Annotated in this window: 16 protein-coding genes and 2 pseudogenes; 10 read left to right on the forward strand and 8 right to left on the reverse strand. The window is 70.2% G+C overall.

The window, feature by feature from the left end; genetic code table 11:
• Nucleotides 1–115: 115 nt before the first annotated feature.
• Nucleotides 116–3,364, reverse strand: coding sequence for an RHS repeat domain-containing protein (locus ACQPW6_RS37720; RefSeq protein ID WP_433894230.1), 3,249 nt, complete (start codon nucleotides 3,362–3,364; stop codon nucleotides 116–118).
• 465 nt (nucleotides 3,365–3,829) lie between these two features.
• Here ACQPW6_RS37720 and ACQPW6_RS37725 point away from each other — a divergent pair, with 465 nt between their 5' ends.
• Nucleotides 3,830–4,003, forward strand: coding sequence for a hypothetical protein (locus ACQPW6_RS37725; RefSeq protein ID WP_433894231.1), 174 nt, complete (start codon nucleotides 3,830–3,832; stop codon nucleotides 4,001–4,003).
• Nucleotides 4,004–4,489: 486 nt separating this feature from the next.
• A complete protein-coding gene (locus ACQPW6_RS37730) occupies nucleotides 4,490–4,945 on the forward strand; it encodes a lamin tail domain-containing protein (protein WP_433894232.1) in 456 nt (151 codons plus the stop codon).
• A 260-nt stretch (nucleotides 4,946–5,205) separates the two neighbouring features.
• Here ACQPW6_RS37730 and ACQPW6_RS37735 read toward each other — a convergent pair whose 3' ends face one another.
• Together ACQPW6_RS37735 and ACQPW6_RS37740 are read right to left on the reverse strand one after the other, a co-directional pair.
• Nucleotides 5,206–5,586, reverse strand: coding sequence for a hypothetical protein (locus tag ACQPW6_RS37735; RefSeq protein WP_433894812.1), 381 nt, complete (start codon nucleotides 5,584–5,586; stop codon nucleotides 5,206–5,208).
• Between the two features lie 262 nt (nucleotides 5,587–5,848).
• Nucleotides 5,849–6,499 (reverse strand): annotated as a pseudogene (locus ACQPW6_RS37740) (DUF6348 family protein); the annotation flags it as partial.
• Between the two features lie 520 nt (nucleotides 6,500–7,019).
• Between ACQPW6_RS37740 and ACQPW6_RS37745 the strand changes: the two are divergent.
• Entirely contained in the window at nucleotides 7,020–8,684 is a 1,665-nt protein-coding gene (locus tag ACQPW6_RS37745; RefSeq protein ID WP_433894233.1) for a TlrC/CarA/OleB/SrmB family ABC-F type ribosomal protection protein, read from the forward strand.
• A 126-nt stretch (nucleotides 8,685–8,810) separates the two neighbouring features.
• Here the strand turns inward: ACQPW6_RS37745 and ACQPW6_RS37750 are convergent, their stop codons facing one another.
• Together ACQPW6_RS37750 and ACQPW6_RS37755 are read right to left on the reverse strand one after the other, a co-directional pair.
• Nucleotides 8,811–9,992, reverse strand: coding sequence for an ISAs1 family transposase (locus ACQPW6_RS37750; RefSeq protein WP_433894234.1), 1,182 nt, complete (start codon nucleotides 9,990–9,992; stop codon nucleotides 8,811–8,813).
• 70 nt (nucleotides 9,993–10,062) lie between these two features.
• On the reverse strand, nucleotides 10,063–10,776 hold the full coding sequence (locus ACQPW6_RS37755) for a hypothetical protein (protein WP_433894235.1): 714 nt from the start codon (nucleotides 10,774–10,776) through the stop codon (nucleotides 10,063–10,065).
• A gap of 165 nt (nucleotides 10,777–10,941) precedes the next feature.
• Here ACQPW6_RS37755 and ACQPW6_RS37760 point away from each other — a divergent pair.
• The 3 genes and pseudogenes from ACQPW6_RS37760 to ACQPW6_RS37770 all read left to right on the forward strand — a co-directional run.
• Nucleotides 10,942–11,895 (forward strand): annotated as a pseudogene (locus tag ACQPW6_RS37760) (tyrosine-type recombinase/integrase); the annotation flags it as partial.
• A gap of 508 nt (nucleotides 11,896–12,403) precedes the next feature.
• Nucleotides 12,404–12,598 (forward strand): helix-turn-helix transcriptional regulator, encoded by a 195-nt coding sequence (locus ACQPW6_RS37765; protein ID WP_433894236.1) that lies wholly within the window; start codon nucleotides 12,404–12,406, stop codon nucleotides 12,596–12,598.
• Nucleotides 12,598–14,085: a tyrosine-type recombinase/integrase gene (locus ACQPW6_RS37770; RefSeq protein WP_433894789.1), complete on the forward strand. Its 1,488-nt coding sequence runs from the start codon at nucleotides 12,598–12,600 to the stop codon at nucleotides 14,083–14,085. Before ACQPW6_RS37765 ends, ACQPW6_RS37770 begins: the two co-directional genes overlap by 1 nt.
• 60 nt (nucleotides 14,086–14,145) lie before the next feature.
• Here ACQPW6_RS37770 and adh read toward each other — a convergent pair whose 3' ends face one another.
• The 3 genes from adh to ACQPW6_RS37785 form a co-directional block, all read right to left on the reverse strand.
• A complete protein-coding gene (gene adh / locus ACQPW6_RS37775; protein WP_433894237.1) occupies nucleotides 14,146–15,660 on the reverse strand; it encodes an aldehyde dehydrogenase in 1,515 nt (504 codons plus the stop codon).
• 178 nt (nucleotides 15,661–15,838) lie between these two features.
• Entirely contained in the window at nucleotides 15,839–17,149 is a 1,311-nt protein-coding gene (locus tag ACQPW6_RS37780; RefSeq protein ID WP_433894238.1) for a GAF domain-containing protein, read from the reverse strand.
• A gap of 186 nt (nucleotides 17,150–17,335) precedes the next feature.
• Nucleotides 17,336–18,577: an ROK family transcriptional regulator gene (locus ACQPW6_RS37785; RefSeq protein ID WP_433894239.1), complete on the reverse strand. Its 1,242-nt coding sequence runs from the start codon at nucleotides 18,575–18,577 to the stop codon at nucleotides 17,336–17,338.
• Nucleotides 18,578–18,734: 157 nt separating this feature from the next.
• On the opposite strand from ACQPW6_RS37785, the gene ACQPW6_RS37790 reads away from it, so the two are divergent.
• The 4 genes from ACQPW6_RS37790 to ACQPW6_RS37805 all read left to right on the forward strand — a co-directional run bounded on the left by ACQPW6_RS37790 (nucleotide 18,735) and on the right by ACQPW6_RS37805 (nucleotide 24,913).
• Nucleotides 18,735–20,966 carry an alpha-galactosidase gene (locus ACQPW6_RS37790; RefSeq protein WP_433894240.1) on the forward strand — a complete coding sequence of 744 codons (2,232 nt, stop codon included), beginning with the start codon at nucleotides 18,735–18,737 and terminating at the stop codon, nucleotides 20,964–20,966.
• Between the two features lie 617 nt (nucleotides 20,967–21,583).
• Nucleotides 21,584–22,939, forward strand: coding sequence for a M20/M25/M40 family metallo-hydrolase (locus tag ACQPW6_RS37795; protein ID WP_433894241.1), 1,356 nt, complete (start codon nucleotides 21,584–21,586; stop codon nucleotides 22,937–22,939).
• A gap of 134 nt (nucleotides 22,940–23,073) precedes the next feature.
• Nucleotides 23,074–24,528, forward strand: coding sequence for a YfcC family protein (locus ACQPW6_RS37800; RefSeq protein ID WP_433894790.1), 1,455 nt, complete (start codon nucleotides 23,074–23,076; stop codon nucleotides 24,526–24,528).
• A gap of 148 nt (nucleotides 24,529–24,676) precedes the next feature.
• Nucleotides 24,677–24,913 carry a DUF397 domain-containing protein gene (locus tag ACQPW6_RS37805; RefSeq protein ID WP_433894242.1) on the forward strand — a complete coding sequence of 79 codons (237 nt, stop codon included), beginning with the start codon at nucleotides 24,677–24,679 and terminating at the stop codon, nucleotides 24,911–24,913.
• Nucleotides 24,914–24,936: the final 23 nt, after the last annotated feature.

Below are 24,936 nucleotides of genomic sequence, written 5' to 3' on the forward strand. Positions count from 1 at the left end.
TCGGCAACGCTATCCAGGCCCCGCGCACTCCGGCAGCCCATTCGATCCCGGCTGCGGCAAGCGCGATCACTATGACCGCGATACGCAAATACAAGATCCCTCCTCGTATCATCACTTACTCACCACCAACAGCCTGGAAGCCTCCCTCGCCATACTCCGGGCCGTTGCCCTCGTCTGCGCCAGCAATGCAGTCAGCTGTCAGAACACTGCCACCGAAGCCGATAATGAATCCGCCAATATCGGAACCGACTCCTATAACTACCCCTGCGCTGCTTCCTCCCCATGCGACCACGTCGCACACCTTGGAAGTGCCGTTGGGGTCGGTGTTATTGACGGGGTTGTTGCCGAGAGCGGCGTAGGGGTTGGTTTCCTTACCCGAGGGGTCGGTTTGGGTGAAGCGGGTGGTGACGGGGTCGTAGTAGCGGGCGCCCATTTTGTACAGGCCGGTGGGGTCGAGGTAGGCGCCCTGGAAGCGGTAGGGCTGGGGCACGGTCTCGCTCACCCCTGCCCTGGGGAGGCCGTTGGGGCCGTAGGTGTAGGTGTCGACGCGGTGGGCGGCGTTGTCGACGAGCCCGAGGACGGAGCCCTGGGCGTCGGTGAGGTAGTAGTAGGACTTCCCGCCGGTCCGCATGGAGTTCAGTGTTCCCTGCGCGTCGCGGGTGAATCCGGTGTCGACGCCCGCGGTGGTGGAGGCGGCCAGGCCCTCGGGGCCGTTGTGGAACGTGGTCGCGCCGAGCTGGGTGCGCTCCCCGTTGTCGGTCCCGGAGTAGGCGGCGGGGTAGGTGGTGCCGGCCACGGTCAGGGAGGTGAGCTGGTTGAAGTCCGACCAGGCCTCGCCTGTGCGCGGGCCGGTGGAGGAGGCGCCGGCGGTTTCGTCGCCGACGGGGTTGTAGGACCAGCCGGTGGTGGTCCCGTTCTTGCCGGTGAGTTCGGAGGCGTTGTTGTAGGTGTAGGTGGTGGTGCCGGGGCAGACGGTGGCACCGGAGGCGGAATGCAGGTTCCCGGCGGAGTCGTAGCAGTACAGCCAGCTGGCACCGCCGGTCTCGCTGGCGAAGTTCAGCCGGTCCTGTGCGTCGTACTTATAGGTGATGGTCTTGCCGGCCTGGTTGTCGGTGCGGGTGTGGATGTCGGACCCGTCTTGGCCGCCCGGGCCGCTGGTGTAGTCGTAGGACAGATCGACCAGCACGGTGGACCCGGCGACAGTGCGGATGTGCGAGGGGCGGCCGGAGTTGTCCGGGATCACGGTCTGCACGGTGTTGCCCGGGTAGGCGGTCCCGGTGCGAATGTCGTCGTTGTTGTAGGTGTAGGTGGTCAGCCCACCGCTGGGATCCTTGACCGTGTGCGGGTTGTTGGCGTCGTCGTAGGTGTAGACGACCGGCCCGGTCGGGTCGGTGTAGGTCTCCACGTTCCCGGCCGGGTCATAGGACAGGCTGGTGGTGGACTGGTCGGGCAGGGTGCGCAGCGTCTCGCGGCCGAGCGCGTCAGGCACATAAGAAGTGGTGCCGCTGGCGTCACTGCGGGACAGCTCGAAGCCGTCATCGTCATAGGAGTAGCTGACGCCGGCGCCGCCGGAGGTGGACACCGAGGTGGTGCGGTCGCGGTCGTCGTAGACGTAGGTGGTGGTGATGCCGCGGCCGTCCGTGACCGTCCTCGGGCGCCCCAGAGCGTCGTAGGTGTACGTGGTCGCGGCGAGAGGTGCCGGCGGGGTGACCTTGTCCAGGTTGCCGGCGCTGTCGTAGTGGAACGTGGTGACCTGGTTGTCGCGGTCCCTGGACGTGCAGCGCTGGCCGGCGAACCCGCCGCAGGTCGGGCTGGCCGGGTTGTAGGTGTAGACCGCGCTGGCGCCGCCGCTGCCGCTGGTGGCCTCCGACAGCGTGTTGCCGACCGCGTCATAGCTGTAGGAGGTCTTGTTGCCCTGGGCGTCGGTGAAGTCCGGCGGCACATCCATGCCGGCCTTGGTCGCGTACTGCCCGAACGCCGCAGACGCACCCGTCGGCAGCGTGGCCGAGCGGGGGTTGTTGCGAGAGTCGAACTTGTAGACAGTGGTGTTACCCACACCGCCGCCACTGCCCATCGCGTCCACCGCGGTGGCCACGTTGTGGTTCGCGTCGTACGTCGCCGACCTTGAGTTCTGCCGCGCGTCAGTGACCTTGGTGACCTGCCCGGCGGCGCCCACGGTGTAGACGGTGGCGTGGGTCTTCGGGTCGGTGGCCGTGGTGGTACCGGCCGCACCGACGGCGGCGCTGTAGCCGTAAGTCCAGGACGGGCCGGTGCCGGCGTCCTTGTCGGTGATCCGCTGAAGTGAGCGGACCCGGTTGGAGCCGTCGTAGGAGATCTTGGTGATGTTGCCCTCGGGGCTGGTGATCTTGTTGACCCGGAACTCGGTGTCGGACAAGGACTCGTACCCGAAGAACGTCGCCTTCCCGGCGGTGTCGGTGGTCTTGACGAGGTTGCCGTAGCCGTCGGTGTCGAACGTCGCGTAGCGGCCGGTGTTGTCGGTGGCCCGCCACTGGGTGGTGGTGTACGGGGCCAGGTCGATGAACCGGCCGGTGCGGGCCTCGGTCAGCTTGTACCCGCCCCCGGAATGCTGGGCGACGGTGATCACCGCCCCGTTGCGGTCGGTGACCTTCGCCAGCACCCCGGCCGAGGTGTAGGTGTCCTTCGAACCCGACTTGCGGTCCGTCAGGGAGTAGGTGCCGTCGCTGTTCTTGACCAGGTCCTGGGAGTACCCGGCCGGGGTGGTGTACGCGCCCGAGGTGCCGGAGGCGGTGAAGTGGGCGCTGCCGCCGGTGGAGTCGATCGCGTACACGTCCGACCCCGATACCTGCAGGCGCCGGTCGTAGCTGGCCCACCACCGGCTGCCCAGGGTGCCGCCGACACCGGTGAACGAGCTGTAGGTCCGGGTCAGTTGGAGGCGGTCGCCGGCGCCGGCGATGTCGAAGTCAGTGCCCGCCAGCATCAGGTCACCCGAGGACAGGTCGACCCGGGCCACCAGAGAGTCCGTCAGCCGGGTGTTGGAGTACTGGTGCCAGGGCACCTGCCCCTGACCCGACGGCGGCGCCACCAGCGGCGACACCGTCCCGGTCGCGGCCTGGTGGGCGCGGCGGGCGGCAGCGGAGGCGGTAGCGGTCAGGTGCGTGTCGGAGACCACCGGCCGGTTCGTGCCCACCGGGATCTGCGGCAGCTTCGCCTTCGCGTCGGCGTGGTGCCCCCATGCCGAGGTGGCGTGGGACGGGGCCGCGTCGGCGGTGCCGGCGGCCAGCGGAACACCGGCCGCAGCGACGGCAAGGACCGTCCCAGCAGCGGCGACGGACAGGCGTATGCGTTGACGGGCACGCAAAAGCGGGCCCTGCGAGTTGGTCATCTTCCCCCCACGGAAAGAGTCACCGGCAGCCCCAACGGCCCCCGGGCGGCACACAACCTGTCACGCGATCATGACTCCGCGCTACCGACATAGAGCGAACATTTGTTCCCATAGGCGTGTTCCGGCCAGAGTGCCTGGTTCCGGTTGGCTCCCGACCGTGCCCACCTCGCCGCTCGAAACGGGCGAAATCCGCAGAGGCACTGCTCAGCTCGGGGCAACATTGCGGCCGAAAACCGATCATCGGCCCCCGCGCGCCTTCCCCAGGTGTCGGCGCCCTTCTTGCCTTCGCAAGCGAGGAAATTGTTGTCATGCGACAAGGCTTTGCGGGCGGATTCCGCGCCAGCCCCTTGGGGACGCCTATCCGACGCACTGATCGGTGATGTGGGTCACAGGCATATGACAGAGCTTCAGGCGCAGGCTGGGTGAGCCGAACCCAGAGCACGCACCCCGCCCGGAGCACCCCCTGTGACCCACGACGTGATCATCACCGCCGCGGTATTAGCCAGCTGGACGCTGCTGTCCCTGCCCCTGGCCATCCTCATCGGACGCCGCCTGCGCACCGCCCCGCCACCACCGGAACCCGAACCGGAACCCCGCCCCGAAACCCCGCAGCCCAGCACCGCGGCCGCGGACGGATGACGGATCCACCGTGTCCCGCGAAGCCGTCGTCAGGCGAGGCGGCGCTGCTGGGTGTGGCCGAGTCCAGGTGGGACCGTGTGGAGACGGGCGGCGTCGGCCAGGACGGCCCGGACGTCGTCTCGGGTGTCCTTCACCTGCGTGTGACGGCCATAGGGGAGCCGATGCCAGGTTCGCGGTGTGAGCCTCCTGCCTCGAACAGGAAACCACCCGTCCCCGGCAGCTCCGCACCCGCGACACTCCACGCTACATCCACAGGCGGCCAGCTGGGGCCGGGTACGCCGGGCCCGGGGGTGTTCGCGGTGCGGATATACCGGCGGGGGCGCCGGCCGCCGTCAACAGTCCGGAGAGGGCAGGGCGATGCCGGAGCACGTAGGAGTGGTGTTGTGTCCGGGTTGCGTAACGGCGGGCTGTTGAGAGCCGGTTTCTTCTAGGGTGGGCGTTCCGTCGGGCCCGTAAGGGGGGTGCCCGACTCGATCGAGGGACATCATGATTCGTTCTCGCCTTGCCACCGCCGCCGTTGTGGCTGCGGCGGCTGCCGCGGTGATCGCGGTGCCGTCACCGGCTGGTGCCGCTGCAGGATCGGTTCACCTGACGAAGATCTATTACGACAGCCCCGGCGTCGACCGGGGCTCGGCCGCGAGCCTGAACGCGGAGTACGTACAGATCAACAACAGCATGTCGAAGTCGGTGTCGTTGAAGGGCTGGACGCTTACCGACGCCGCGAAGCACCGCTACACCTTCAGCACCTACAGTCTGGGCGCCCACAAGACCGTGACCGTGCACACCAGCAAGGGCACCAACACTGCGGCCAACCGGTACTGGGGCAGCAGCTGGTACATCTGGAACAACGACAAGGACACCGCGACCCTGCGCAAGAACACCGGCGCGACGGTCGACACCTGCTCGTACAACACGGTCCGGTTCGACTACAGGAACTGCTGACCCAGGCCGCCGGGCACGCCCCACCGCTACCGGGGCGCCGACGGTGCGTCAACCGGCGCGCCAATTCGCGCGAAGCCCGCCGGCGGGGGTTGTCTTCGGGCAGCGCTCGCCGTGTGGCCGACCATTGAGCCCGCAGACCCGCTGCCTCGGACCCGGGTCCGCTGCCGGCGGCGGCACGGCAGCCGCCAGAGCGCGACTGCCCTGCCCGGCCGTGAGGGGACGGAGGTGTCAGCCTGTGGGCAGGCGAGGGGACGGAGGTGTCAGCCTGTGGGCAGGTGTGGATCGCGGTGGCCGAGCACGAATTCCGCCGGCCAGCGTTCCCCCAGCACCTTGCCCAGCAGCGGGTGGCTGGATGCGAGCACTTCGGGGAGGCGGATCGATCCGTCCTCGTTGGCCTGCTGTCCTCCGAGGACGACGGGTGCACGCAGGATTTCCTCGCCCCAGGGGCCCACGGCATTGCACAGGAGGCCCTCGAAACGGTGTCCGGCCAGCGTCCCCTTGCCGACCCTGTCGGTGAATTCGTCGATCACCTCGGCTTGGAGGTAGACCCAGGCGAGGTAGACCACGGTGCGCCCGTCCTGGAGTCGGACCGGCAGGCGCACCTTCAGGAAGTTGCCTATCCCCTCCGCAATCATGATCACCCCCGGTGTCGGCTCTCACCCGCTGGACGCGCTCGTCCTCGGAGAGTTCGGCGATCAGCTGGGGCAGCGGGAACTCGAAGCCGGGTCGCTCCGGGTCCAGATGGCCGCCGCAACCGCAGGCCGCGTCGTGCGCATGCGGGGCCGGGGCGATACCGAGGCGGGTCGACGGGTAGGCCGGCGCCGCTCCGTCGGCCGGAGCCGGCAGCAGAAGCGCGTAATAGCGAACGGTCGTGAAGGCTGTGGGCTCGGGCAGGCCCAGCGCCGCCATCGCGGCGGACGCGGCCTCGTGGCGTTCTCCGTTGACCCGGACCTCGGCCTGCATCGCGCCCGGGCGCCCGCCGTAGAAGACCTTGACCCCGTTGAAGAACGGCGATGCGAGGTCCGCAGTCATGGCGCCGGCGATGCGGTGCAGGACGTTCGCGTCGACCAGCGCCGTCTGCAAGCGACGGCTCTGGGCAGTGTCGAGCCCCAGAGCGACCGTGCCGGAGGTGATCGAGTGCCAGCCGGGGACGCCGCGCTCATCACCGGGGCCCGCATGGTCTGCGAAGCGCTCGCGCCGGTCGAGGAGTTCGAGCAGGCAGGCGCCGGCTGTCTGCACCCAGCTGTCTGCTGCCCTGCGGGGATCCTCGGCCATCGCCACGACACAGTCCAGGAAGCAGGGCACGTCCGGCTGAACGCCCACGTCCGGAAGTGCGACGAAGTCGTAGTGGCGACCGCCCCCGTGGTGGGGTGGTGCCACGGCCACCGCCCATCCGCTCGGGCTGATCAGCGAACTGCCCTTGAGCTCGGTATCCTGCGTCACGCCGGGCGCGTACTCCTCCAGGCTCGCCTGCACCAGGGCCAGGAACTCACGATCGGACAGGCGATCCGAAGGCGGCTCCACGTCGCGCGCACGCCGTCGTATCCAAGGCATGCAGCGGATCCTACTGAGCCACCCCACCAGTCCACCGGCCGCAGGTTCGAATACTGACCGAGGCCTTGCCGACCTCGCCGTAAAGCGGTTCAGCACAGTGGGACATCAGTTCGGCCCCAACGACGGCATCGAGATGGACCGGGTCCTGCGCGTCGCGGTCTGCCCGACCACCTGCCCGCCGCCGGCCGCGCACCGCGTTTCGACACTCATTGGGGTAGCGCCGGGACAAGCCCAGAAGGGGCCATGGAGTGCCCTCGGCTCTTTGGCCTCACCTTTCTGGGATCTCACCGAAGATAATGGCTTGCAGTCGCATGGGCTCCCGCCTATCGTCCTGCGCATGGGTTCTCTGTGATAGTCCCCGTGCGGCCGCGTTGAGGTTGGCTCCGCCGTCGCACGTTCTCATCCGTGCTTGCGCTCCTCCCGTGACGCCGCCTGTCCGACGTGCAGCGGAGTGTTTCCGGCGTGCGCGGATGCGTTCGTCCACCCGTGCCGATCGGCTCGGCCGAGAACAGGGGGCTTCATGCTTACCGCACAGCTATCTCTTCAGAACGTCACCCGCCGCTACGACGACCACGTCGTGTTGGACGACGTTTCGTTCAGCATCAAGCCGGGCGAGAAGGCCGGCATCATCGGCGACAACGGAGCCGGGAAATCCACCCTGCTGCGACTGATCGCCGGGCAGGACCGGCCCGTCAACGGCGAACTGACCGTGATCGCACCGGGCGGCTCGGGCTACCTGGCCCAGTCGTTGGCCCTGCCCTTCGGGGCCACCGTCCAGGACGCGGTGGATATGGCGCTTGCCGACCTGCGTGAACTCGAAGCGCGGATGCACCAGGCCGAGGCCGGACTCACGGGCTTGGCGGGGGCGCAGCTCACCGCCGCGCTGGACTCCTACGCCCGCATGGTGGCCCAGTACGAGGCGCGCGCCGGGTACGAGGCCGACGCCCGGGTGGACATTGCCCTGCACGGGCTCGGTCTGCCGGGTCTGGCTCGTGATCGGGCCTTGGGCACGCTGTCGGGCGGTGAACGATCGCGGCTGGCTCTGGCCGCGACCTTGGCGTCGCGGCCGGAGCTGTTGCTGCTGGACGAACCGACCAACGATCTGGATGACCAGGCGGTGAGCTGGCTGGAGGCACACCTGCGGGGACATCGCGGCACGGTGCTCGCGGTCACCCATGACCGAGTGTTCCTGGAACGGGTCACCACCACAATCCTGGAGATCGGCGAGGGGAAGGTGACGCGTCACGGCGACGGCTACAACGGCTACCTTGCCGCCAAGGCCGCTGAGCGGCGGAGCAGACTTCAGCAGTACACGGGCTGGTGCGCGGAGTTGGATCGCAACCAGAAGCTGGCCGCCACGAACGTGGCACGGCTGGAGGCGATCCCTCGCAAGGTGCCGCTTGCCGTCGTCGGCCACGGCGGCTTCCGCGCCCGCGGCCGTGGTCACGGGGCGATGGTCCGTATCCGCAATGCGAAGGAGCGTGTCGAGCGGCTGACGGTCAGTCCTGTCGCGCCGCCGCCCGAACCGCTGGTCTTCGCCGCTCAGATGACCACCGCCGACGGTCAGACGTCGCAGGCGGCGGCGGAGCTCACCGGCATCCGTGTCGGGGACCGGCTGCACGTACCTGCGCTGCGGATCGGCGGCGCGGAGCGGTTGTTGGTCACCGGGCCCAACGGGGCCGGCAAGACGACACTGATGCGGGTGCTGGCGGGTGAGTTGCAGCCCGATGAGGGGACGATGCGCACGCGGGGCAGGGTCGGGCACTTGAGACAGGAGGAGACGCCGTGGCCGCCCGGCCTGACCGCCCCTCAGGCGTTCGCCCACGGCCGCGGAGGCGAACCGGACGAGCACATGGACCATCTGTTGTCCCTCGGCCTGTTCAGCCCTGCCGAACTGCGCCTGACAGTGAGTGAACTGTCCTACGGGCAAAGGCGCCGGATCGAACTGGCCCGCCTTGTCAGCGAACCCATCGACCTGCTGTTGCTGGACGAGCCCACCAACCATCTCTCCCCGGTCCTGGTCGAAGAACTGGAGGGAGCCCTGGCCCGCTACCGAGGCGCGGTCGTCATCGTCACCCACGACCGCCGCATGCGAACCCGTTTCACCGGCAGACATGTGGAACTGAACGCGGGCCACGTCGCGCAGTGTCCTGTCCCAGTCCATCTGGCGGAGAGGGGTCAGTGAGCTGCTGGGCTGCCAAGTCGAGTGAGGACGCCGCCTCTCGGTGTTCTCACTCGACTTGGCTCTCGCGGAAGCGGACTGACGGCAGGACCAGGGCTTCGGCATAGTCGGCGGGCGCCCGTTTTGTGATCACGTGAGGCCGAGGAGTGCGAGGGGTCGGCGGGCATCGCGTGCGTTGCGGCGGAGGCCGGCGGCGATGTTCTTGACGCCGCTCAGCCGGAGGGCGCCGACGGCGAGGTTGCGCCAGGTCGCCATCGCGCGGGGTGCGTTGCCGGTCCGCAGCTGGGAGGCGTCCTCGGCGAAGGTGGTGTCGCGGACGTGGTGCAGGGCCTCGATCTTCCAGTGGTCGCGGATCAGTCTCGCGAGTTGGACCGGCGTGGCCTGCTCGGCGGCCAGGCTGGTGACCGCGTAGACGGTCGTGATGGTGGTCTTGCCGGCCTTGCGGTTGGTGCGGCGGCGCTTGACCTGGACGGCCTGGCGGGCGCCGGGGAAGAGCAAGTTGTTCACGGTGGCGACCTTGATCCGGCGGATCTCCGCGCGGCCGTGGCCGGTGCCCCGGGTGCGGCCCTGGAACGGGATGTCCATCCAGGGAAGGGACTTCAGCTGTTTGCGCAGCTTCCTCTGGTTGCCCTTGGCGATCGCGATGTATTGGGCCCCGCGGCCCAAGAGGTAGGCGGCGTGCTCGCGTTGCGTATGGAGCGCGTCGCTGGTGACCACGGTTGCGGCCAGGTCGGCGACGGTGTCGAGTAGCGGCTGGAAGCGGGTGACCTCACCGGTCTTCTCGCCGACGTCGAGCTGGGCCAGGACCAGCCCGGTGGTGTGCTCTACCGCGGCGAGTAGGTGGATCCTCCGCCCCTGAGCCTTCGCCGCGCCGCGCAGGCACTTGCCGTCCACGGACAGTCCGCGCAGCTCGGTGCTCTCGGGCCGGCGGTCGGCAAGCCATCCGCCCACCGCCCGGTCCAGGGCATCACCGTCGATGCGGGCGAGCAGCCGGCGGACCGTTGCCTCCGAGGGCACCAACCTCCGGGGCAGTACTGGATCGGGGCGCATGCCGAGTCGCTCCAGGACGTGCGGCGGCGCGTCCGCGATCCACTCGCCGATCGCCAGCAGCGAGGTCGCTCCGGTCAGCACCGCGCACGCGGTCAGGGTGAGCACGACGGCCAGGGCATGGCGCACGCCGCGCGGATCGCGCGGATCCGGCACCTCAGCCAGCCGCTCCAGCAGGCCGGGCACCTCCCCGTGCCCGACGTCGGACTGCTCGCGGAGCCGGTCAAGGGCAGGCGGAATCAGGGTTGATACGTCGGCAGGCACGGTCTTCCAGGCAGGTCACGGGGCGAAGAGCACTCCATGATCACGGGAACCTACCCTGCAACGCCCCCGGTCACGTCGACGCCGCAGCCTCGCCTGCCACCCAGGCCTGCCAGACACGACGGCTGTTCGGCAAATCAGGGCGGTCAAGGAGCCAGAGCACATACCCGGCATGGCACCGAGCCCACGGACTGTCCGAATCGGCTGCCCGATCGAGCCTGTCCCGCAGGTCAGCGCTATCGACAGCCCGGGCAACCCGCACGTACTCGCGATCTTTGCAGCGATACGCCCGGTGAACGACGATCTCGACCAGGTCGGTGAGCTTCGCCCTGACCGCCCCATCGAGACGAGCACGGGCCACCTCCCGGATAAGACTCTTCTTCGTACCCCACGCCTTCGCATGCTGCGTCCACTCCAACGGGTACCTCGCCTCCCACTCCAGGAACAGCAATACATAAGGCAGCCCCGGCCACGTCGCCAGATCCCCACCCACAGGACCACCCCACACCCCATCAGGCAGCGAACGCCTCTGGGCTTGCTGATGCCTCCGGCGCGCCTGCGCAAAGACCGGCTCCCGGTACTGCTCCTCCGATCCGAGAGGCCGCGTCAGCAGCCACATCTCGTTGGACTGGACGAGCGCGTCCGTGACCTTCCTCTGGGCCTCCACCAAATGGACGAGCGCTGCACCTCTCGCAGCCGGATCCTCCGCTATAAGCCCGAACGCCCAACCCAGTCGCTCAGCCCACGCACAAGCGTCGTCCGCACCTTTACCTGCCTCTTCAGCCATGCACGGGATCATCTCCCAGTGCAGCCGGCTCGCTCCACCCGACGGTGCGGAGTGAGACGCAAGGGCGCCGAGCCGCAACGGACGTGAGCAGGAACCGCCCGCTCGACCTCTTCACCTCAAGTGATCATGAAACAGACGCCGACCGACTATGCCGAAGCCCTGGGTGAGCGGGAGCTCCCGCCGGAGGTGGCCCGGGTGCTGCGCTGGGTACAGAAGGCGTCCCGCCCGCTGACGGACTTGAAAGAGCCGGTGGTGGTGCGGGAGGTGCTGGACACCTTCAAGCTGAGGCTGGACGGGAAGCCGGCAGCCGGGGAGACGGTGCGCCGCAAGCGCAAGACCCTCGTCGCGGCCCTGAACTACGCCGTGGACCGCAAGGACTTCGCCGAGAACCAGGTGGACGCGGTCAAGTGGGAGAAGCCGAAGGCGACAACCCAGGTCGATCCCAGGGTGGTGGCCAACCCCGCTCAGGCCGCCTCGCTCATCACAGCGGTGTCCTGTGTCGGCGGCTACGAACGGGCACGCGGTCGCCGCCTGGTGGGGCTGTTCGCCAGCATGTACTACGCCGCTCTGCGCCCGGCGGAGGCCGTTGGCCTGTCGGAGGACGACCTCACCCTGCCGGCGCGGGGCTGGGGCGGCGCCACGCTTCACCGAACTCGTCCGACGGTCGGCAAGAGGTGGACCGACTCCGGTGAGGTCCATGACGACCGGGGCCTGAAGAACCGAGCCGCGCAGGACATCCGGGTGGTGCCACTGCCGCCACTGCTGGTAATCATCTTGAAGGAGAGCATCCGCACGCACGGCGTGGCGGAGGACGGCCGGCTGTTCTTCAATGAGCGACGCGGCGTCCTGGGCTCCTCCACCTACGACCGGGTCTGGCACGAAGCAAGGGAGCTCGCGCTCCCGCCCCGCTTGGCGCGCTCCCCGCTGGCGCACCGTCCCTACGACCTGCGGCACTCCGCCCTGTCCGCCTGGCTGAACGCCGGAGTCGACCCCACCGAAGTCGCCGAGCGGGCCGGAAACAGCGTGGAAGTCCTCCCCGCCCGTTACGCTAAGTGCCTTTACGGCAGGATCGAGATCGCCAACCAGCGCATCGAGAGCCTGCTGGGCGAGTACAAGTAGCTACTCCTGTATGACCGATCGCGGCCCCGGACTCCTGTCCGGGGCCGCACCCGTTTCGGTGTCCTCCGGCGAATCGTGGCGCGATTCTCCGTCAAAAATACGTCACACGGTCCGGCCTGCCGTAGCCCCTGGCTGCTTCTGGTGGCCTCGATCTGCAGGCAGTCAAAAACCCTCCGATCAGACGTTCTGCCTGATCAGAGGGTCTTTTAAGCACCTGACCTGCGATCGGTCAAAGGTGCCCCCGGCAGGATTCGAACCTGCGCACACGGCTCCGGAGGGACGTTGCTCTAACGCCTGCGGTCGCGGTCGACGAGATGCGCTTGGCGTGACCGTGTCCAGAGACGCCTGGCGGATATTTGTGGGGTCCGCTGGCTCCTTATAGCCCAGAAAATGCCGTCAGGCAAAACGCCTTTCCTGTGGATCATTGGTGATGTCCCCGGTGTCCGCGTAACTGGTTCCCGAGGGCGTATGTCATTGATCACTGAGTTGCTGCTGTGTGAAGGAGAATATGAGCCGTCCCCCCGCGCTCAAGCTTGCCGAAGTCTTGGCGGAGATCCGGATGAGTCCGTCCGCGTTCTATCGGCTACGCGCCAGGAACCTGGCACCGCGCATGATCAAACTACCGAATGGTGAACTACGCTGCAGGCGGGCCGACCTGGACGCCTGGTGGAGGGCGTGCGAGGAGAACACTCAGAGTTGGTGATGAGCTATAAGGTCCGGTTCTGGGACATACGCGAGCGCCCGGACCGGCGCAAGGGCTTCGAGGTTCGCTGGACCGTCAACGGGCACGAGAAATCCGAGTCCTTTCTGACTAAAGGGCTGGCCGAGAGCCGACGCTCGAAGCTCATGACGGCTGCTCGTGATGGTGAACCTTTCGATCAGGAATCGGGACTGCCTGCCTCGGAGGTCCGGGCCGCCAGGCAACAGAAGACCTGGTACAGCCTGGCCCACGACTACATGGACCAGCGGTGGACCCGCACGCCCGGTAACACGCGCCGAACTCTGGCCGATGCTCTGGCTACCGTGACCCCCGCATTCGTGCGCTCTGGTCGTGCCTATACAGATCCTCGCGTGCTGAGGCGCGCGCTGTACTCGTGGGGGTTCAACAAGAACGCATGGAGCACGGACCCGCCTGATGAGTGGCGTGACGCGCTGACCTGGCTGGAACGACACTCGCTCCCAGTCAGCGAACTGATGGAGCCCGATGTCCTGCGACGAGGTCTGGACATTTTGTCGCTCAAGCTAGACGGGAATCCGGCTGCGCCAAAGACTATCAAGCGCAAAAAAGCCGCGGTGAACGAGGTCTTCTCTGTGGCCGTGGAGCGTGGCTACTTCGTGCAGAACCCCATGGCCGGTCTGCGCTGGACGCCCCCGGGCCACGTTGATGAGGTTGATCCGGACTGCGTCCCGAACCCCCATCAAGTTGCGCGCCTCCTCGCTGCGGTTGGGTCGCAGAAGGGGCGGGGTCCCCACCTGGAAGCCTTCTTCGGCTGCATGTACTACGCCGCAATGCGCCCTGCGGAGGTCATCCACCTGAAGTTTTCGCAGTGCATGCTACCCACGACGGGATGGGGTCTGCTCAATCTGAAAGGGGGAGTTGTCATCGCGGGGAAGGGCTGGTCCAACGACGGCTCCGTGCATGAGGTCCACTCCCTGAAGCGGCGTGCCGCCAACGCCACCCGGCCCGTGCCCATTCCGCCGGACTTCGTCGCCATCTTGCGTGCACACGTGCATCGGTTCGGCGTCGCAGGCGACGGGCGGATATTCCGGAACGCGGCCGGTGGCTACGTCGACGCCGGCGCCTACGGAATCACCTGGGCCAGAGCCCGGGCTGCTGCACTCACGGTGGATGAACAGGTTCTGCGGTTGGCCAAGCGGCCCTACGACCTGCGGCATGCAGGCATCTCCTTCTGGCTCGCCTCAGGCGTCGACCCCGCCGAATGCGCCCGACGCGCCGGGCAGAGCATCCAGGTCATGTTCAGCTACTACGCCAAGTTCCTCGCGGGAGCGCAGGACTACGCCAACGGCCGCATCGAGGAGTCCATGCGCCGATGGGCTGACACAGAAGAGGCCACCGACAGGGACACCCAGGGAATCCGGCCCGGAAATGCCCCGGAACAGCTGGTCAGAGGTGGGATACCAGTGGGAGAAATCGGGAGAATACCAGGCACTGCACCGCGCCGACGCTGACGAGTCCGAGGTGGTGCCCGGCCCGGTGAAAGACCAGGTCAGGCACCACTTTCGGGAGGTCTAGAAGAAGCCCTGCTTCTTCGGGGAGTACGACACCAGGAGATTCTTCGTCTGCTGGTAGTGCTCCAGCATCATCTTGTGGTTCTCGCGGCCGATGCCGGAGTTCTTGTAGCCGCCGAAGGCCGCGTGTGCGGGGTAGGCGTGGTAGCAGTTGGTCCATACCCGGCCCGCTTTGATCTCGCGGCCCATCCGGTAGGCGGCGTTGCCGTCCCTGGTCCACAGGCCGGCGCCGAGGCCGTACAGGGTGTCGTTGGCGAGTTTGAGTGCCTCGTCCTCGGAGTCGAAGGTGGTCACCGACACCACGGGGCCGAAGATCTCCTCCTGGAAGATCCGCATGTCGTTCGTGCCGCGGAAGATCGTCGGCTCGATGTAGTAGCCGTCGAGGCCGGCCACCGTGCGGGAGGAGCCGCCGGTCAGCACCTCGGCGCCCTCCTTCGCGCCGATGTCGAAGTAGGAGAGGATCTTCTCGTACTGGTCGTTGCTGGCCTGCGCGCCGATCATCGTGGCCGGGTCCAGCGGGTCGCCGGCCACGATCGCCTCGGTGCGCTGGACGCAGCGGGCGATGAACTCGTCGTAGATCGCCGAGTGGATCAGCGCCCGGGACGGACAGGTGCAGACCTCGCCCTGGTTGAGCGCGAACATCACGAAGCCCTCGACGGCCTTGTCGAGGAAGTCGTCGTCGGCGGCCGTCACGTCGGGCATGAAGATGTTGGGGCTCTTGCCGCCCAGTTCCAGCGTCACCGGGATGATGTTCTCGCTGGCGTACTGCATGATCAGCCGGCCGGTGGTGGTCTCACCGGTGAACGCCACCTTCGCCACCCGCGGGCTGGACGCCAGCGGCTTGCCGGCCTCGACGCCGAAGCCGTTGACGACGTTGACCACGCCCGGCGGCAGCAGGTCCGCGATCAGCTCCATCACCAGCAGCAGGCTGGCCGGGGTCTGCTCGGCGGGCTTGATCACCACGCAGTTGCCCGCGGCCAGCGCGGGCGCCAGCTTCCAGGTGGCCATCAGGATCGGGAAGTTCCACGGGATGATCTGGCCGACCACGCCGAGCGGCTCGTGGAAGTGGTAGGCCACGGTCTCCGGGTCGAGCTCGGAGATGCTGCCCTCCTGGGCCCTGATCGCCCCGGCGAAGTACCGGAAGTGGTCCACCGTCAGCGGCAGGTCGGCGGCCAGCGTCTCGCGGACCGGCTTGCCGTTCTCCCAGGTCTCGGCGACGGCGAGCTTCTCCAGGTTCTCCTCGATCCGGTCGGCGATCTTGTTGAGGACCAGCGCGCGCTCGGTGGGGGAGGTGCGGCCCCACGCGCCGGCGGCGGCGTGCGCGGCGTCCAGGGCGAGGTCGACGTCGGGCGCGGTGGACCTGGCGACCTCGCAGAACGTCTGGCCGGTCACCGGTGACGGGTTGTCGAAGTACCGGCCGTCGACCGGTGCGACCCACTCCCCGCCGATGAAGTTGTCATACCTGCGGGCGAAGTTGACGATGCTGCCTTCGGTGCCTGGCTGCGCGTAGACCATGGCGGCGCTCCTGGGGATACGGATGCTGCGGGTACGGTGCTGCCGCCACTGTCGCCGCCGGAGGTTGGTGAAAGGTTGGCGCGCGCCCGGGACTTGAGCTCAGCCGACCCGCGACCGCTCCTCGTCCGTCCGGCCCCTCCCACTCGGGTCCGGCCCTTCCGGCTCGGCCGGGGCCCGCTCAACGCAGCCGGGCCGCGCTCAGCCTGCTCGCCGCGATGCCCCGCCGGACATCGCCCGCGCCCAGCAGCCGCAGCGCGTGCGCGTGCACCTCGCTGTCGTACGCCGCCCGTTCCCCGTAGCGCAGCGCGTGCTCGGGCCGGCCGCTGGCCAGCACCGCCTCCCGGACGCCGACCTCCAACTGGGCGCGCCAGGCCACCACGCCCGGCGCCTCGGACTGCGGCAGCAGCGGCCCGCGGTAGCGGCGTACGGCCTCGGCGGTGTCGCCGCGCTCCAGCGCCCGCAGCACCTCGACGGCGTCGCAGCCGACCGGCACCGTCAGCGCGTAACGGCGGGTGGCGACACCGCCGCCCAGCGCGCGGCGCAGGTGCGAGACCTCGGCCTTGAACGTGGACGAGCTGACCGGCCGGTCGCCGTAGACCGACAGCCGCAGCCGCTGCGGTGGGAAGCCGTCGGGCTCCAGCGCGAGCAGCGCCAGGATCTCCAGCTGGCGCGGCGGCAGGTGCAGCGGCCCGCCCGCACCGCCGCGGACCCGCACCTCGCCCAGGCAGTCGAGCCGCACGGCGGGCGGTCCGGACGGCGGCGGCCCGCTCCGCGCTCCGGTGGAGAGCCGCGGTACGGCGGCGAGCCTGGCCTCGATCGCCGAGGTCAGCGTCCGTACGGTCGGCAGCGCCAGCGGATGCGACCGGTCCCAGGTGGTGGACAGGTCGAGCACGCCGAGCACCCGGCCGTCCGGGCCGTGGATCGGCGCGCAGTAGCAGACCCAGCCGTGCAGCGCCGCGACCAGGTGCTCCGCGGAGAAGACCGTACTGGGACGGCCGGTGCGCAGCGCGAGCGACAGCGCGTTGGTGCCCATCGCCGGCTCGTCCCAGCGCCCGCCGGGCGCGAAGTTGACCTGCTCCGCCCGGCGCCGCATCACCCGGCCGCCGCAGGTCCACAAGATGGTGCCGGACTCGTCGGTCACCGCGACCACGAAGCCGGCGTCCTCGGCGATGCTGTGCAGCTCGTCGGCGAGGTCGGTCACCGGGACCCGCAGCGGCGAACCCGCCCACCGGGCGCGGTCGTCGTCCTGCGGCGCGCTCTCCCGGGCCGGATCGACGGTGTCCAGGCAGCGCGCCCACGACTCGGTGACCTCGGGGCGCAGCGCGGCCGCGAGCTCGGCCGCCGACGCGGGCGGTGAGGCCACCGGTGACGCCGGCGCTGACGCCTGCCGCGGCGCGGCGGGCCGGGGCAGCCGGGACTGCGGGACCCAGCGGGCCCACTCGTGCTCCAGTACGGTCCTGCGCTGCCGGAGTCCGCCCTGCTCTGCCATCGTCAACCCGACTTCGTCGTCGTTTCGACACTCATTCCGCTGCCTTCATTGAAGGCGCACCGAGGCGGACAGTCGAGCCCCGCAGCAGGCCCGATCCCGCGGATTCCGGCCCGGGTCCGGCCTCGGTCCCGCCGCGCGACCCGCCGCGCGTTCCGACGGGGTGTCCCGCCGGGAGCCGCCGCGCCCTCAGCCGGCCGGTGCGAACAGCCGTTGCGCGGCGACCGCCGCGGCGCCCCGCGCCCACTGCTCGAACGGCAGCGGGCGCACCACCAGGTCGCAGTCGCCGGCCGCGCCGAACGCGTGCGCGGCGAACGCGTGCCTGATCCGCTCGGCGAACAGGTCGTAGGCGGCGACCCCTTCACCCGAGATGATGATCCGCTCGGGCCCGATCAGGTTGGCGACCGAGGCCAGCGCGAGCCCCACCGCGTGCCCGGCGCGGGCGAACACCGCGCGCACCGCCGGATCGCCCGCGTGCGCCCGCCGCACCGCGTCCTCCAGGGTCATCCCCGGCTCGCCGACGGCCTCGCCCGCCTGGTCGGCGATGGCGTACGCGGAGGCCACCGCCTCCACGCAGCCGGTGTTGCCGCAGGTGCAGGTGCGGTCGGTGCCGCCCACCGGCAGATGGCCCAGCTCGCCGGACACGCCGTACGCGCCCGAGACCACCCGGCCGCCGATCGAGATGCCGCAGCCGATCCCGGCGCCGACCGTCACCAGCGCGAACGACGACAGCCCGGCCCCGGCGCCGAACCACTGCTCGGCCACGGTCAGCGCCCGCACGTCGTTGTCGATCACCGCCGCCGTCCCGGTGGCGGCCTCGACCAGCCGGGCCAGCGGCACCCGGCGCCAGTCGAGGAACGGCGAATACTGGACGGTGCCGGTCCTGCCGTCCACATCCCCGGCCAGGGTCACCCCGACGCCGTACACCCGGCCGTCGCCGGCCGCGACCGCGTCCGCCGCGATCCCTGCGTCCCCGTCAGACGGCGTGTCGGCCGCCAAGCCCAGCACCAAGCCCACGTCTCCGTCTGACGGCGTGTCCGCCGCGCGCAACCGCGCGGCGAGGCGACCGATCGCCAGCACCACGGCGCCGACGTCCCGTGAACCCAGTGCGGCCCGGCCGGCCGCCAGCGGCCGCGCGGTGAGGTCGGTGAGCACCCCGATCAGCTCGTCGGAGGTCACCTTGATCCCGATGAACCGCGCGCGCTGCGGGCGCACCGCGATCGGCGTCGCCGGCCGGCCGCCGGCCCGCTCCGCCGCCGGGCGGACGGCCTCGGCGATCCAGCCGTCGGCGAGCAGCCCGGTGGCGGCCTTGGTCACCGCGCCCGGCGACAGGCCGGTCCGCCGGCCGGTCTCCGCCCGGCTCAGCGGGCCGTGCGCCAGCAGCGTCCGGAAGACCAGTGCGGCGGCGGGCGGCTGGTCGGCGAGCGTCATGCCCGGATTCTACCTTTCCACAGGAAACTAAACGGCCGGATGACTCGCCGGTGGTATGTGAAGGTTCCGGTCATAACAGGCTGAGCAATGTTGACGCTGGAAGGAAACCCCGCTTATGGTCGCGGCATCTCGACCTCGACACCATGGATCGGCGCGGATGATCACGGACCGGCAGAACCAGGATGAGGACTCCGCGGCGCCCCACCCGGCGGCGCGGACCGTCCATCTGCGCGCGGCGGGCACCTCGCTCCTGGTGGAACTCACCGAGCCGGTGCCCCGCGTCCTGCACTGGGGCGCCGACCTCGGCGAGCTGCCGGAACAGGACGCCGCCGCCCTCGCGCTGACCGCCGAGGGCCCGGTGCTCAAGAACGCCATCGACCGGCCCCGGCAGTTCACCATCTGGCCCACCGAGGCCGACGGCTGGTCGGGCACCCCCGCTCACCAGGGCCATCTCGCGGGCACCGCGACCGCCCCGCGGCCGGCCACCACCGCCACCTCCTATCAGGCGGATCCGGCCGGCGGCGGCGAGCTGATCGTCGCGATGAGCGACTGCGCCGGCAGCCTCGACATCACCGTCACCTACCGGCTCGAACCGTCCGGGGTGCTCGCCGTCGGCGCTGAGATCAGCCGTTCGGCGACGGCTCGCGACCGCCACTCCGAGCCGTACGACCTGTCGGCGCTCACCACCCTGCTGCCGCTGCCCCGGCGGGCCACCGAGATCCTGGACTTCACCGGCAAGTGGTCGAGGGAGCGGTCCCCGCAGCGCCGGCCGCTGGTGCACGGCACCCACTCCCGCGAGGTGCGGCGCGGCAAGTCCGGCCCCGACTCGCCGTATCTGCTCACCGTCGGCGTGCCCGGCTTCGGCTTCCGCTCCGGCGAGGTGTGGGCCGTGCACGTGGCCTGGAGCGGCGACCAGCGCTACCTGGTGGAGCAGCTGCCCGAGGGCGCCGGCGGCCACGCCTCCGTCCTCGGCGGCGGCGAGCTGCTGCGGTCGGGGGAGATCCGGCTCGGGCCGGGCGACACCTACCGCGCGCCGGTCTGCCATTTCGCCTGGTCGGCGGACGGGCTCGACGGGCTCGCCGACCGGTTCCACGACCTGCTGCGGGCCCGCCCCGGCCATCCGCGCACCCCGCGCCCCGTCGTGCTGAACAGCTGGGAGGCGGTCTACTTCGACCACGACCTGGACCGGCTGCGGCGGCTCGCCGAGCGGGCGGCCGAGGTCGGCGTCGAGCGCTTCGTCCTGGACGACGGCTGGTTCACCGGCCGGCGCTCGGACCGGGCCGGCCTGGGGGACTGGACGGTCGACGCCGACGTGTGGCCGGACGGGCTGTTCCCGCTGGCCGACCACGTACGGGAGCTCGGCATGGAGTTCGGGCTGTGGGTGGAGCCCGAGATGGTCAACCCCGACTCCGAGCTCGCCAGGGCGCACCCGGACTGGATACTCGGCCCGACCGCGGGGCCCGGGCCGTCCTCGCGGCACCAGTACGTACTGGACCTGGCCAACCCCGAGGTCGAGGCGTACCTGCTCGACGCGCTGGACCGGCTGGTCCGCGAGTACGGCATCGGCTACCTGAAGTGGGACCACAACCGGGAGCTGCACGAGGCCGTGCACGGCGCCGACGACCGGCCGGTCAGCCACGCCCAGGTGATCGCGCTCTACCGGCTGCTCGACGCGCTGCGCGCGCGGCACCCGGGGCTGGAGATCGAGAGCTGCGCCAGCGGTGGCGGACGGATCGACCTCGGCATCCTGGCGCGGACCGACCGGGTCTGGACCTCCGACTGCAACGACCCGCTGGAGCGGCAGTCCATCCAGCGCTGGTCGGGCCAGCTGCTGCCGCCGGAACTGCTCGGCGCGCACGTCGGCCCGGCGGCCAGCCACACCACCGCCCGGGTGGCGTCCCACTCCTTCCGGCTCGCCACGGCGCTGTTCGGCCACCCCGGCATCGAGCAGGACATCACCGGCTGCACCCCCCAGGAACTGGCCCGGCTCACTGCGTGGACCGCCCTCTACCGCGAGCTGCGCCCGCTGCTGCACAGCGGCCGCACGGTCCGCGCCGACCTGCCGGGCGAGGCCACCGCGCTGCACGGCGTCGTGGCGAGGGACGGCACGGCCGCGCTCTACGCCTGGGTCCGGCTGACCACTTCCCCCGAGGCCCAGTCAGGCCGCGTCCCCCTCCCGGGCCTCGATCCCACGGCCCACTACCAGCTGCGAATCCGCACCGACCTCGGCCACCCGTCCCTCCACCAGGCCAGCGGCCCGTCCTGGTTCACCCGCGCCCAAGAGACCTGGCTGCCCCTCCCCGGCACAGCCCTGACACTCGCCGGCCTCCCGATGCCCACCCTCAACCCCGAACAGGCCCTCCTGATCGAGCTCCGCAAACTCCCCTGACAAGCGGCCCCATAGGGGCGCGGGGAACTGCGCGCTGAGCCCAGGACGGCCGTTGGCCGGGCAGCAAGCGATCCCTGTACGGCGGGATGCCGGTTTGTGGGGGCGCGGGGAACTGCGTGCTGAGCCCAGGACGGCCGTTGGCCGGGCAGCAAGCGATCCCCGTACGGCGGGAAGCCGGCTTGTAGGGGCGCGGGGAACGGCGCGCTGAGCCCAAGACGACCGGCAGCCGGGCAGCAAGCGAAGCCCGTACGGCGGGAAGCCGGCCTGTGGGGGCGCGGGGAACGGCGCGCTGAGCCCAAGACGACCGGCAGCCGGGCAGCAAGCGATCCCCGTACGGCGGGATGCCGGTTTGTAGGGGCGCGGGGAACTGCGCGCTCAGCCACGGACGGCGCGCAGCCGGAATGCGACCTCAGCCCGTGCCCCGAGTACCCCGAAAAGCCGGGTCCGCAGCGCGCGCGCCGGACGCGCGCTTCGTCCGTTCGGCCCACCCCCGGCTGCGGCCGAGCACCGCCGTGGCGATCGTGCTCCCATGGCCCCTCCCCGGGGCCCCGGGGACGCCACCCGCGGGAGGTACCCCGCGCGCCCCCGGACGGGACAAGAGCAGGGAGCGCGCCACCATGGACCTCGCCAGCACAGTGGACGGCCTGATGGACGGGCTCACCGCGGATCTCGTCCGGCTGGCGGAGATCCCGTCGATCGCGTTTCCCGGCTACCCCAAGGACCAGGTCGAGCGGGCCCACGACCTGCTCGTGGAGCTGCTGCGCGACGCGGGCGTGGAGCACATCGAGCGGCTGGAGCTGCCCGACACCTCCCCGGTGATCTACGCCGAGGTGCCGCCGCCCACCCCCGACGCCCCGACCGTGCTGCTCTACGGGCACTACGACGTCCAGCCGCCCGGCGACGAGTCGCTGTGGCACTCGCCGCCGTTCGAGCCGACCCCGGTCGAGGGCGGGCTGCGGGCCCGCGGCATCGCGGACGACAAGTCCAACGTGATCGCCCACCTCGGCGTGCTGCGCGCCTACGACGGCCGGCCGCCGACCGGCCTGAAGATCGTCCTCGAAGGCCAGGAGGAGTACGGCAGCGCCTTCGACGACTACCCGCCGACCGACCCCGACCGCTTCGCCTGCGACGCCATGGTGATCGCCGACATGGGCAACCTGCGGCCCGGCACCCCGACGCTGACCACCGGGCTGCGCGGGGTCTGCGAGGTGGTGGTGGAGGTCCGCACGCTCGCGGAGGCCCGGCACAGCGGCGAGTACGGCGGCGCCGCGCCCGACGCGCTGCTCGCCCTGCTCCAGGCGCTGGCCTCGCTGCACGACGCCAAGGGCGACGTGGCGGTGGCCGGGCTGCGCCGCGAGGAGTGGACCGGCGCCTCGTACACCGAGGAGGAGTTCCGCGAGCTGGCCACCGTCCAGGACGGGGTGCCGCTGATCGGCACCGGCAGCCTGGGGGAGCGGCTGTGGAGCGGGCCCGCCGTCACCGTGATCGGCCTCGACGCGCCGGACGTGGACGGCGCCGCCTCCGCCGTCGTGCCGTACGCCCGCGCCAAGCTCAACCTGCGGGCGCACCCCCTCCAGGACCCGGACGAGGCCACCGCCGCGCTGGTACGGCACCTGCGCGAGCACCGCCCGTTCGGCATCGAGCTGACCGTCACCCCCAGCGACGCCGGGCCCGGTTTCGAGCCGGCCACCGGCGGACCTGCCTACCGGGCCGCCCGCGCCGCGCTGCGCGAGGGCTGGGGCACCGAGGCCGAGTCGGCGGCGAGCGGCGGATCGATCCCGCTGGTCAACGGCCTGGCCAAGGCGGTGCCGGGAGCCGAGGTGCTGCTCTTCGGCGCCCAGGACAGCATGTGCGGCCTGCACGCCCCCAACGAGCGGGTGCTGTTCTCCGAACTGCGCGGCGCGGTGATCGCCGAGGCGGCCTTCCTGCGGGAGTACGCGCGGTCGTTCGCCGCCGCCCGGGAGGCGAAGTGAGCACGGACAGCACGGCGGCGGCCTCCGCCCCCGACGGTGACGGGCCCGCGTCAGCCCCTGACGGTGACGGCCCCGCGTCCGCCCCTGACGGCGAACAGCCGCAGAAGAAGCACAAGTTCACCTTCCCCAGCGCGCTGACCGTGCTGGCGATCGTCACCCTCGCCGTCTGGGCGCTGGCTTTCCTGATTCCGTCGGGGGAGTACCGGCGCAAGGCGTCCGGCGCCCCGATCCAGGGCACCTACCACCGGGTCTCGTCGGGGCTCAGCTTCGTGGACCACCTCAAGGACCTGTTCCTGTCGCCGGTCAACGGCCTCTACGGCATCCAGGACGCCAAGACCGGCTCGGTCGGCCCCACCAACTCCGGTGACCTGTACGGCAGTGCGGGCGTCTTCCTGTTCGTGCTGGCCATCGGCGCGTTCATCACGGTGGTGTTCGCCACCGGGGCGCTGGACCGGGGCATCGCCCGGCTCGCGCACGCGCTGCGCGACCGCGGCGCGCTGCTGATCATCGGCATCATGGTGGTCTTCTCGGCACTCGGCACGGTGGAGGGCTTCGCCGAGGAGACCCTCGGCTTCTACGGGCTGATCGTGCCGCTGATGCTGGCGCTCGGCTACGACCGGATGGTCGCCACCGGCGCGATCATCCTGGGCGCCGGGGTCGGCGTGCTGTGCTCGACGGTCAACCCCTTCGCCACCGGCGTCGCCTCCTCGGCCGCGGACATCTCGCTCGGCGACGGCATCGTGCTGCGCTTCCTGATGTGGATCGTGCTCACCACGGTCACCGTCGCCTACGTGGTCCGCTACGGCAAGCGGGTACAGAAGGACCCCGACCGGTCGATCACCGGCTTCCTGCCCGGCGACCGGGAGCAGAGCGCCGAGACCAGCGGACCGCCGCCGGAGCTGACGAGGATGCACAAGGCGGTGCTGATCGGCGTCGGGCTGGTCTTCGCCTTCATGATCTTCTCGGTGGTGCCGTGGGCGAGCGCGCTGACCGGCAAGGCGGACGCCACCCCGTACGGCTGGGAACTCGACTGGTCCTTCGCCGAGTTGGCCGCGCTGTTCCTGGTGGCCGCGGTGCTGATCGGGCTGCTCGGGCGGATGGGCGAGCAGAAGCTCAGCTCGACGATCATCCAGGGCGCGGCGGACTTCATCTCCCCGGCACTGGTGATCATGCTGGCCCGCGGGGTCACCGTGATCATGAACAACTCCAAGGTCACCGACACCGTGCTGCACTCCATCGAGGGCGTGGTCTCCGGCACCTCCAACGCGGTGTTCGCCATCATCATCTTCCTGGTCAACCTGCCGCTGGCGTTCCTGATCCCGTCCACCTCGGGGCACGCCACCCTGGCCATGCCGATCCTGGCGCCGCTGGCCGACTTCGCCGGCGTCTCGCGCTCGGTGGTGGTCACGGCCTGGCAGGCCGCCAGCGGCTGGATGAACCTCTGGGTGCCCACCACCGCCGTCACCATCGGTGGCGTCGCGCTCGCCAAGGTCCGCTACGACCAGTACCTCAGGTTCATCTGGCCGCTGCTCGCGGTGCTGTTCGTACTCATCTGCGGCGCCGTCTCGCTGGGCGCGGTCCTCACCTGATCCCGCCCCCACCCGCTGCACTCAACAAATGCAATTGCATTGGGAATTGCACGCACCCGAGCGGGGTAGGTGTGGGGGGTCACCGCGACCCGCGGTGCCGATGGTGCGGATGAGCGTGGACGGTCGAACCAGAAAGGGGCGATGCTCAGTGCACAGCTTCGACAACGGAGTGCGGGCCAGCTCGATCTCCGGCGTGAAATGGGTCAAGAGCGCGCGCAGCAACCCGAGCGGCAACTGCATCGAGGTTGCCCAACTCCCGGACGGCGGGGTGGCAGTTCGCAACTCCCGCCACCCGGACGGGCCCGCTCTGGTATACACACAGGCGGAGATGGCCGCTTTCGTCGATGGCGCCAAGGACGGCGACTTCGACTCGTTCACGGCGTGAGGCCGGTTACCTGATTCCCCGGG

This window comes from Streptomyces sp. CA-111067 (assembly GCF_050956065.1).
In the GTDB taxonomy this organism is placed as follows: Bacteria; Actinomycetota; Actinomycetes; order Streptomycetales; family Streptomycetaceae; genus Actinacidiphila.

Coding starts and splice junctions, on each gene's coding strand:
- ACQPW6_RS37720 (WP_433894230.1), bottom strand. CDS start 3,364: ATGACCAACTCGCAGGGCCCGCTTTTGCGTGCCCGTCAACGCATACGC.
- ACQPW6_RS37730 (WP_433894232.1), top strand. CDS start 4,490: ATGATTCGTTCTCGCCTTGCCACCGCCGCCGTTGTGGCTGCGGCGGCT.
- ACQPW6_RS37745 (WP_433894233.1), top strand. CDS start 7,020: ATGCTTACCGCACAGCTATCTCTTCAGAACGTCACCCGCCGCTACGAC.
- ACQPW6_RS37755 (WP_433894235.1), bottom strand. CDS start 10,776: ATGGCTGAAGAGGCAGGTAAAGGTGCGGACGACGCTTGTGCGTGGGCT.
- ACQPW6_RS37765 (WP_433894236.1), top strand. CDS start 12,404: ATGAGCCGTCCCCCCGCGCTCAAGCTTGCCGAAGTCTTGGCGGAGATC.
- ACQPW6_RS37770 (WP_433894789.1), top strand. CDS start 12,598: ATGAGCTATAAGGTCCGGTTCTGGGACATACGCGAGCGCCCGGACCGG.
- adh (WP_433894237.1), bottom strand. CDS start 15,660: ATGGTCTACGCGCAGCCAGGCACCGAAGGCAGCATCGTCAACTTCGCC.
- ACQPW6_RS37780 (WP_433894238.1), bottom strand. CDS start 17,149: ATGGCAGAGCAGGGCGGACTCCGGCAGCGCAGGACCGTACTGGAGCAC.
- ACQPW6_RS37785 (WP_433894239.1), bottom strand. CDS start 18,577: ATGACGCTCGCCGACCAGCCGCCCGCCGCCGCACTGGTCTTCCGGACG.
- ACQPW6_RS37790 (WP_433894240.1), top strand. CDS start 18,735: ATGATCACGGACCGGCAGAACCAGGATGAGGACTCCGCGGCGCCCCAC.
- ACQPW6_RS37795 (WP_433894241.1), top strand. CDS start 21,584: ATGGACCTCGCCAGCACAGTGGACGGCCTGATGGACGGGCTCACCGCG.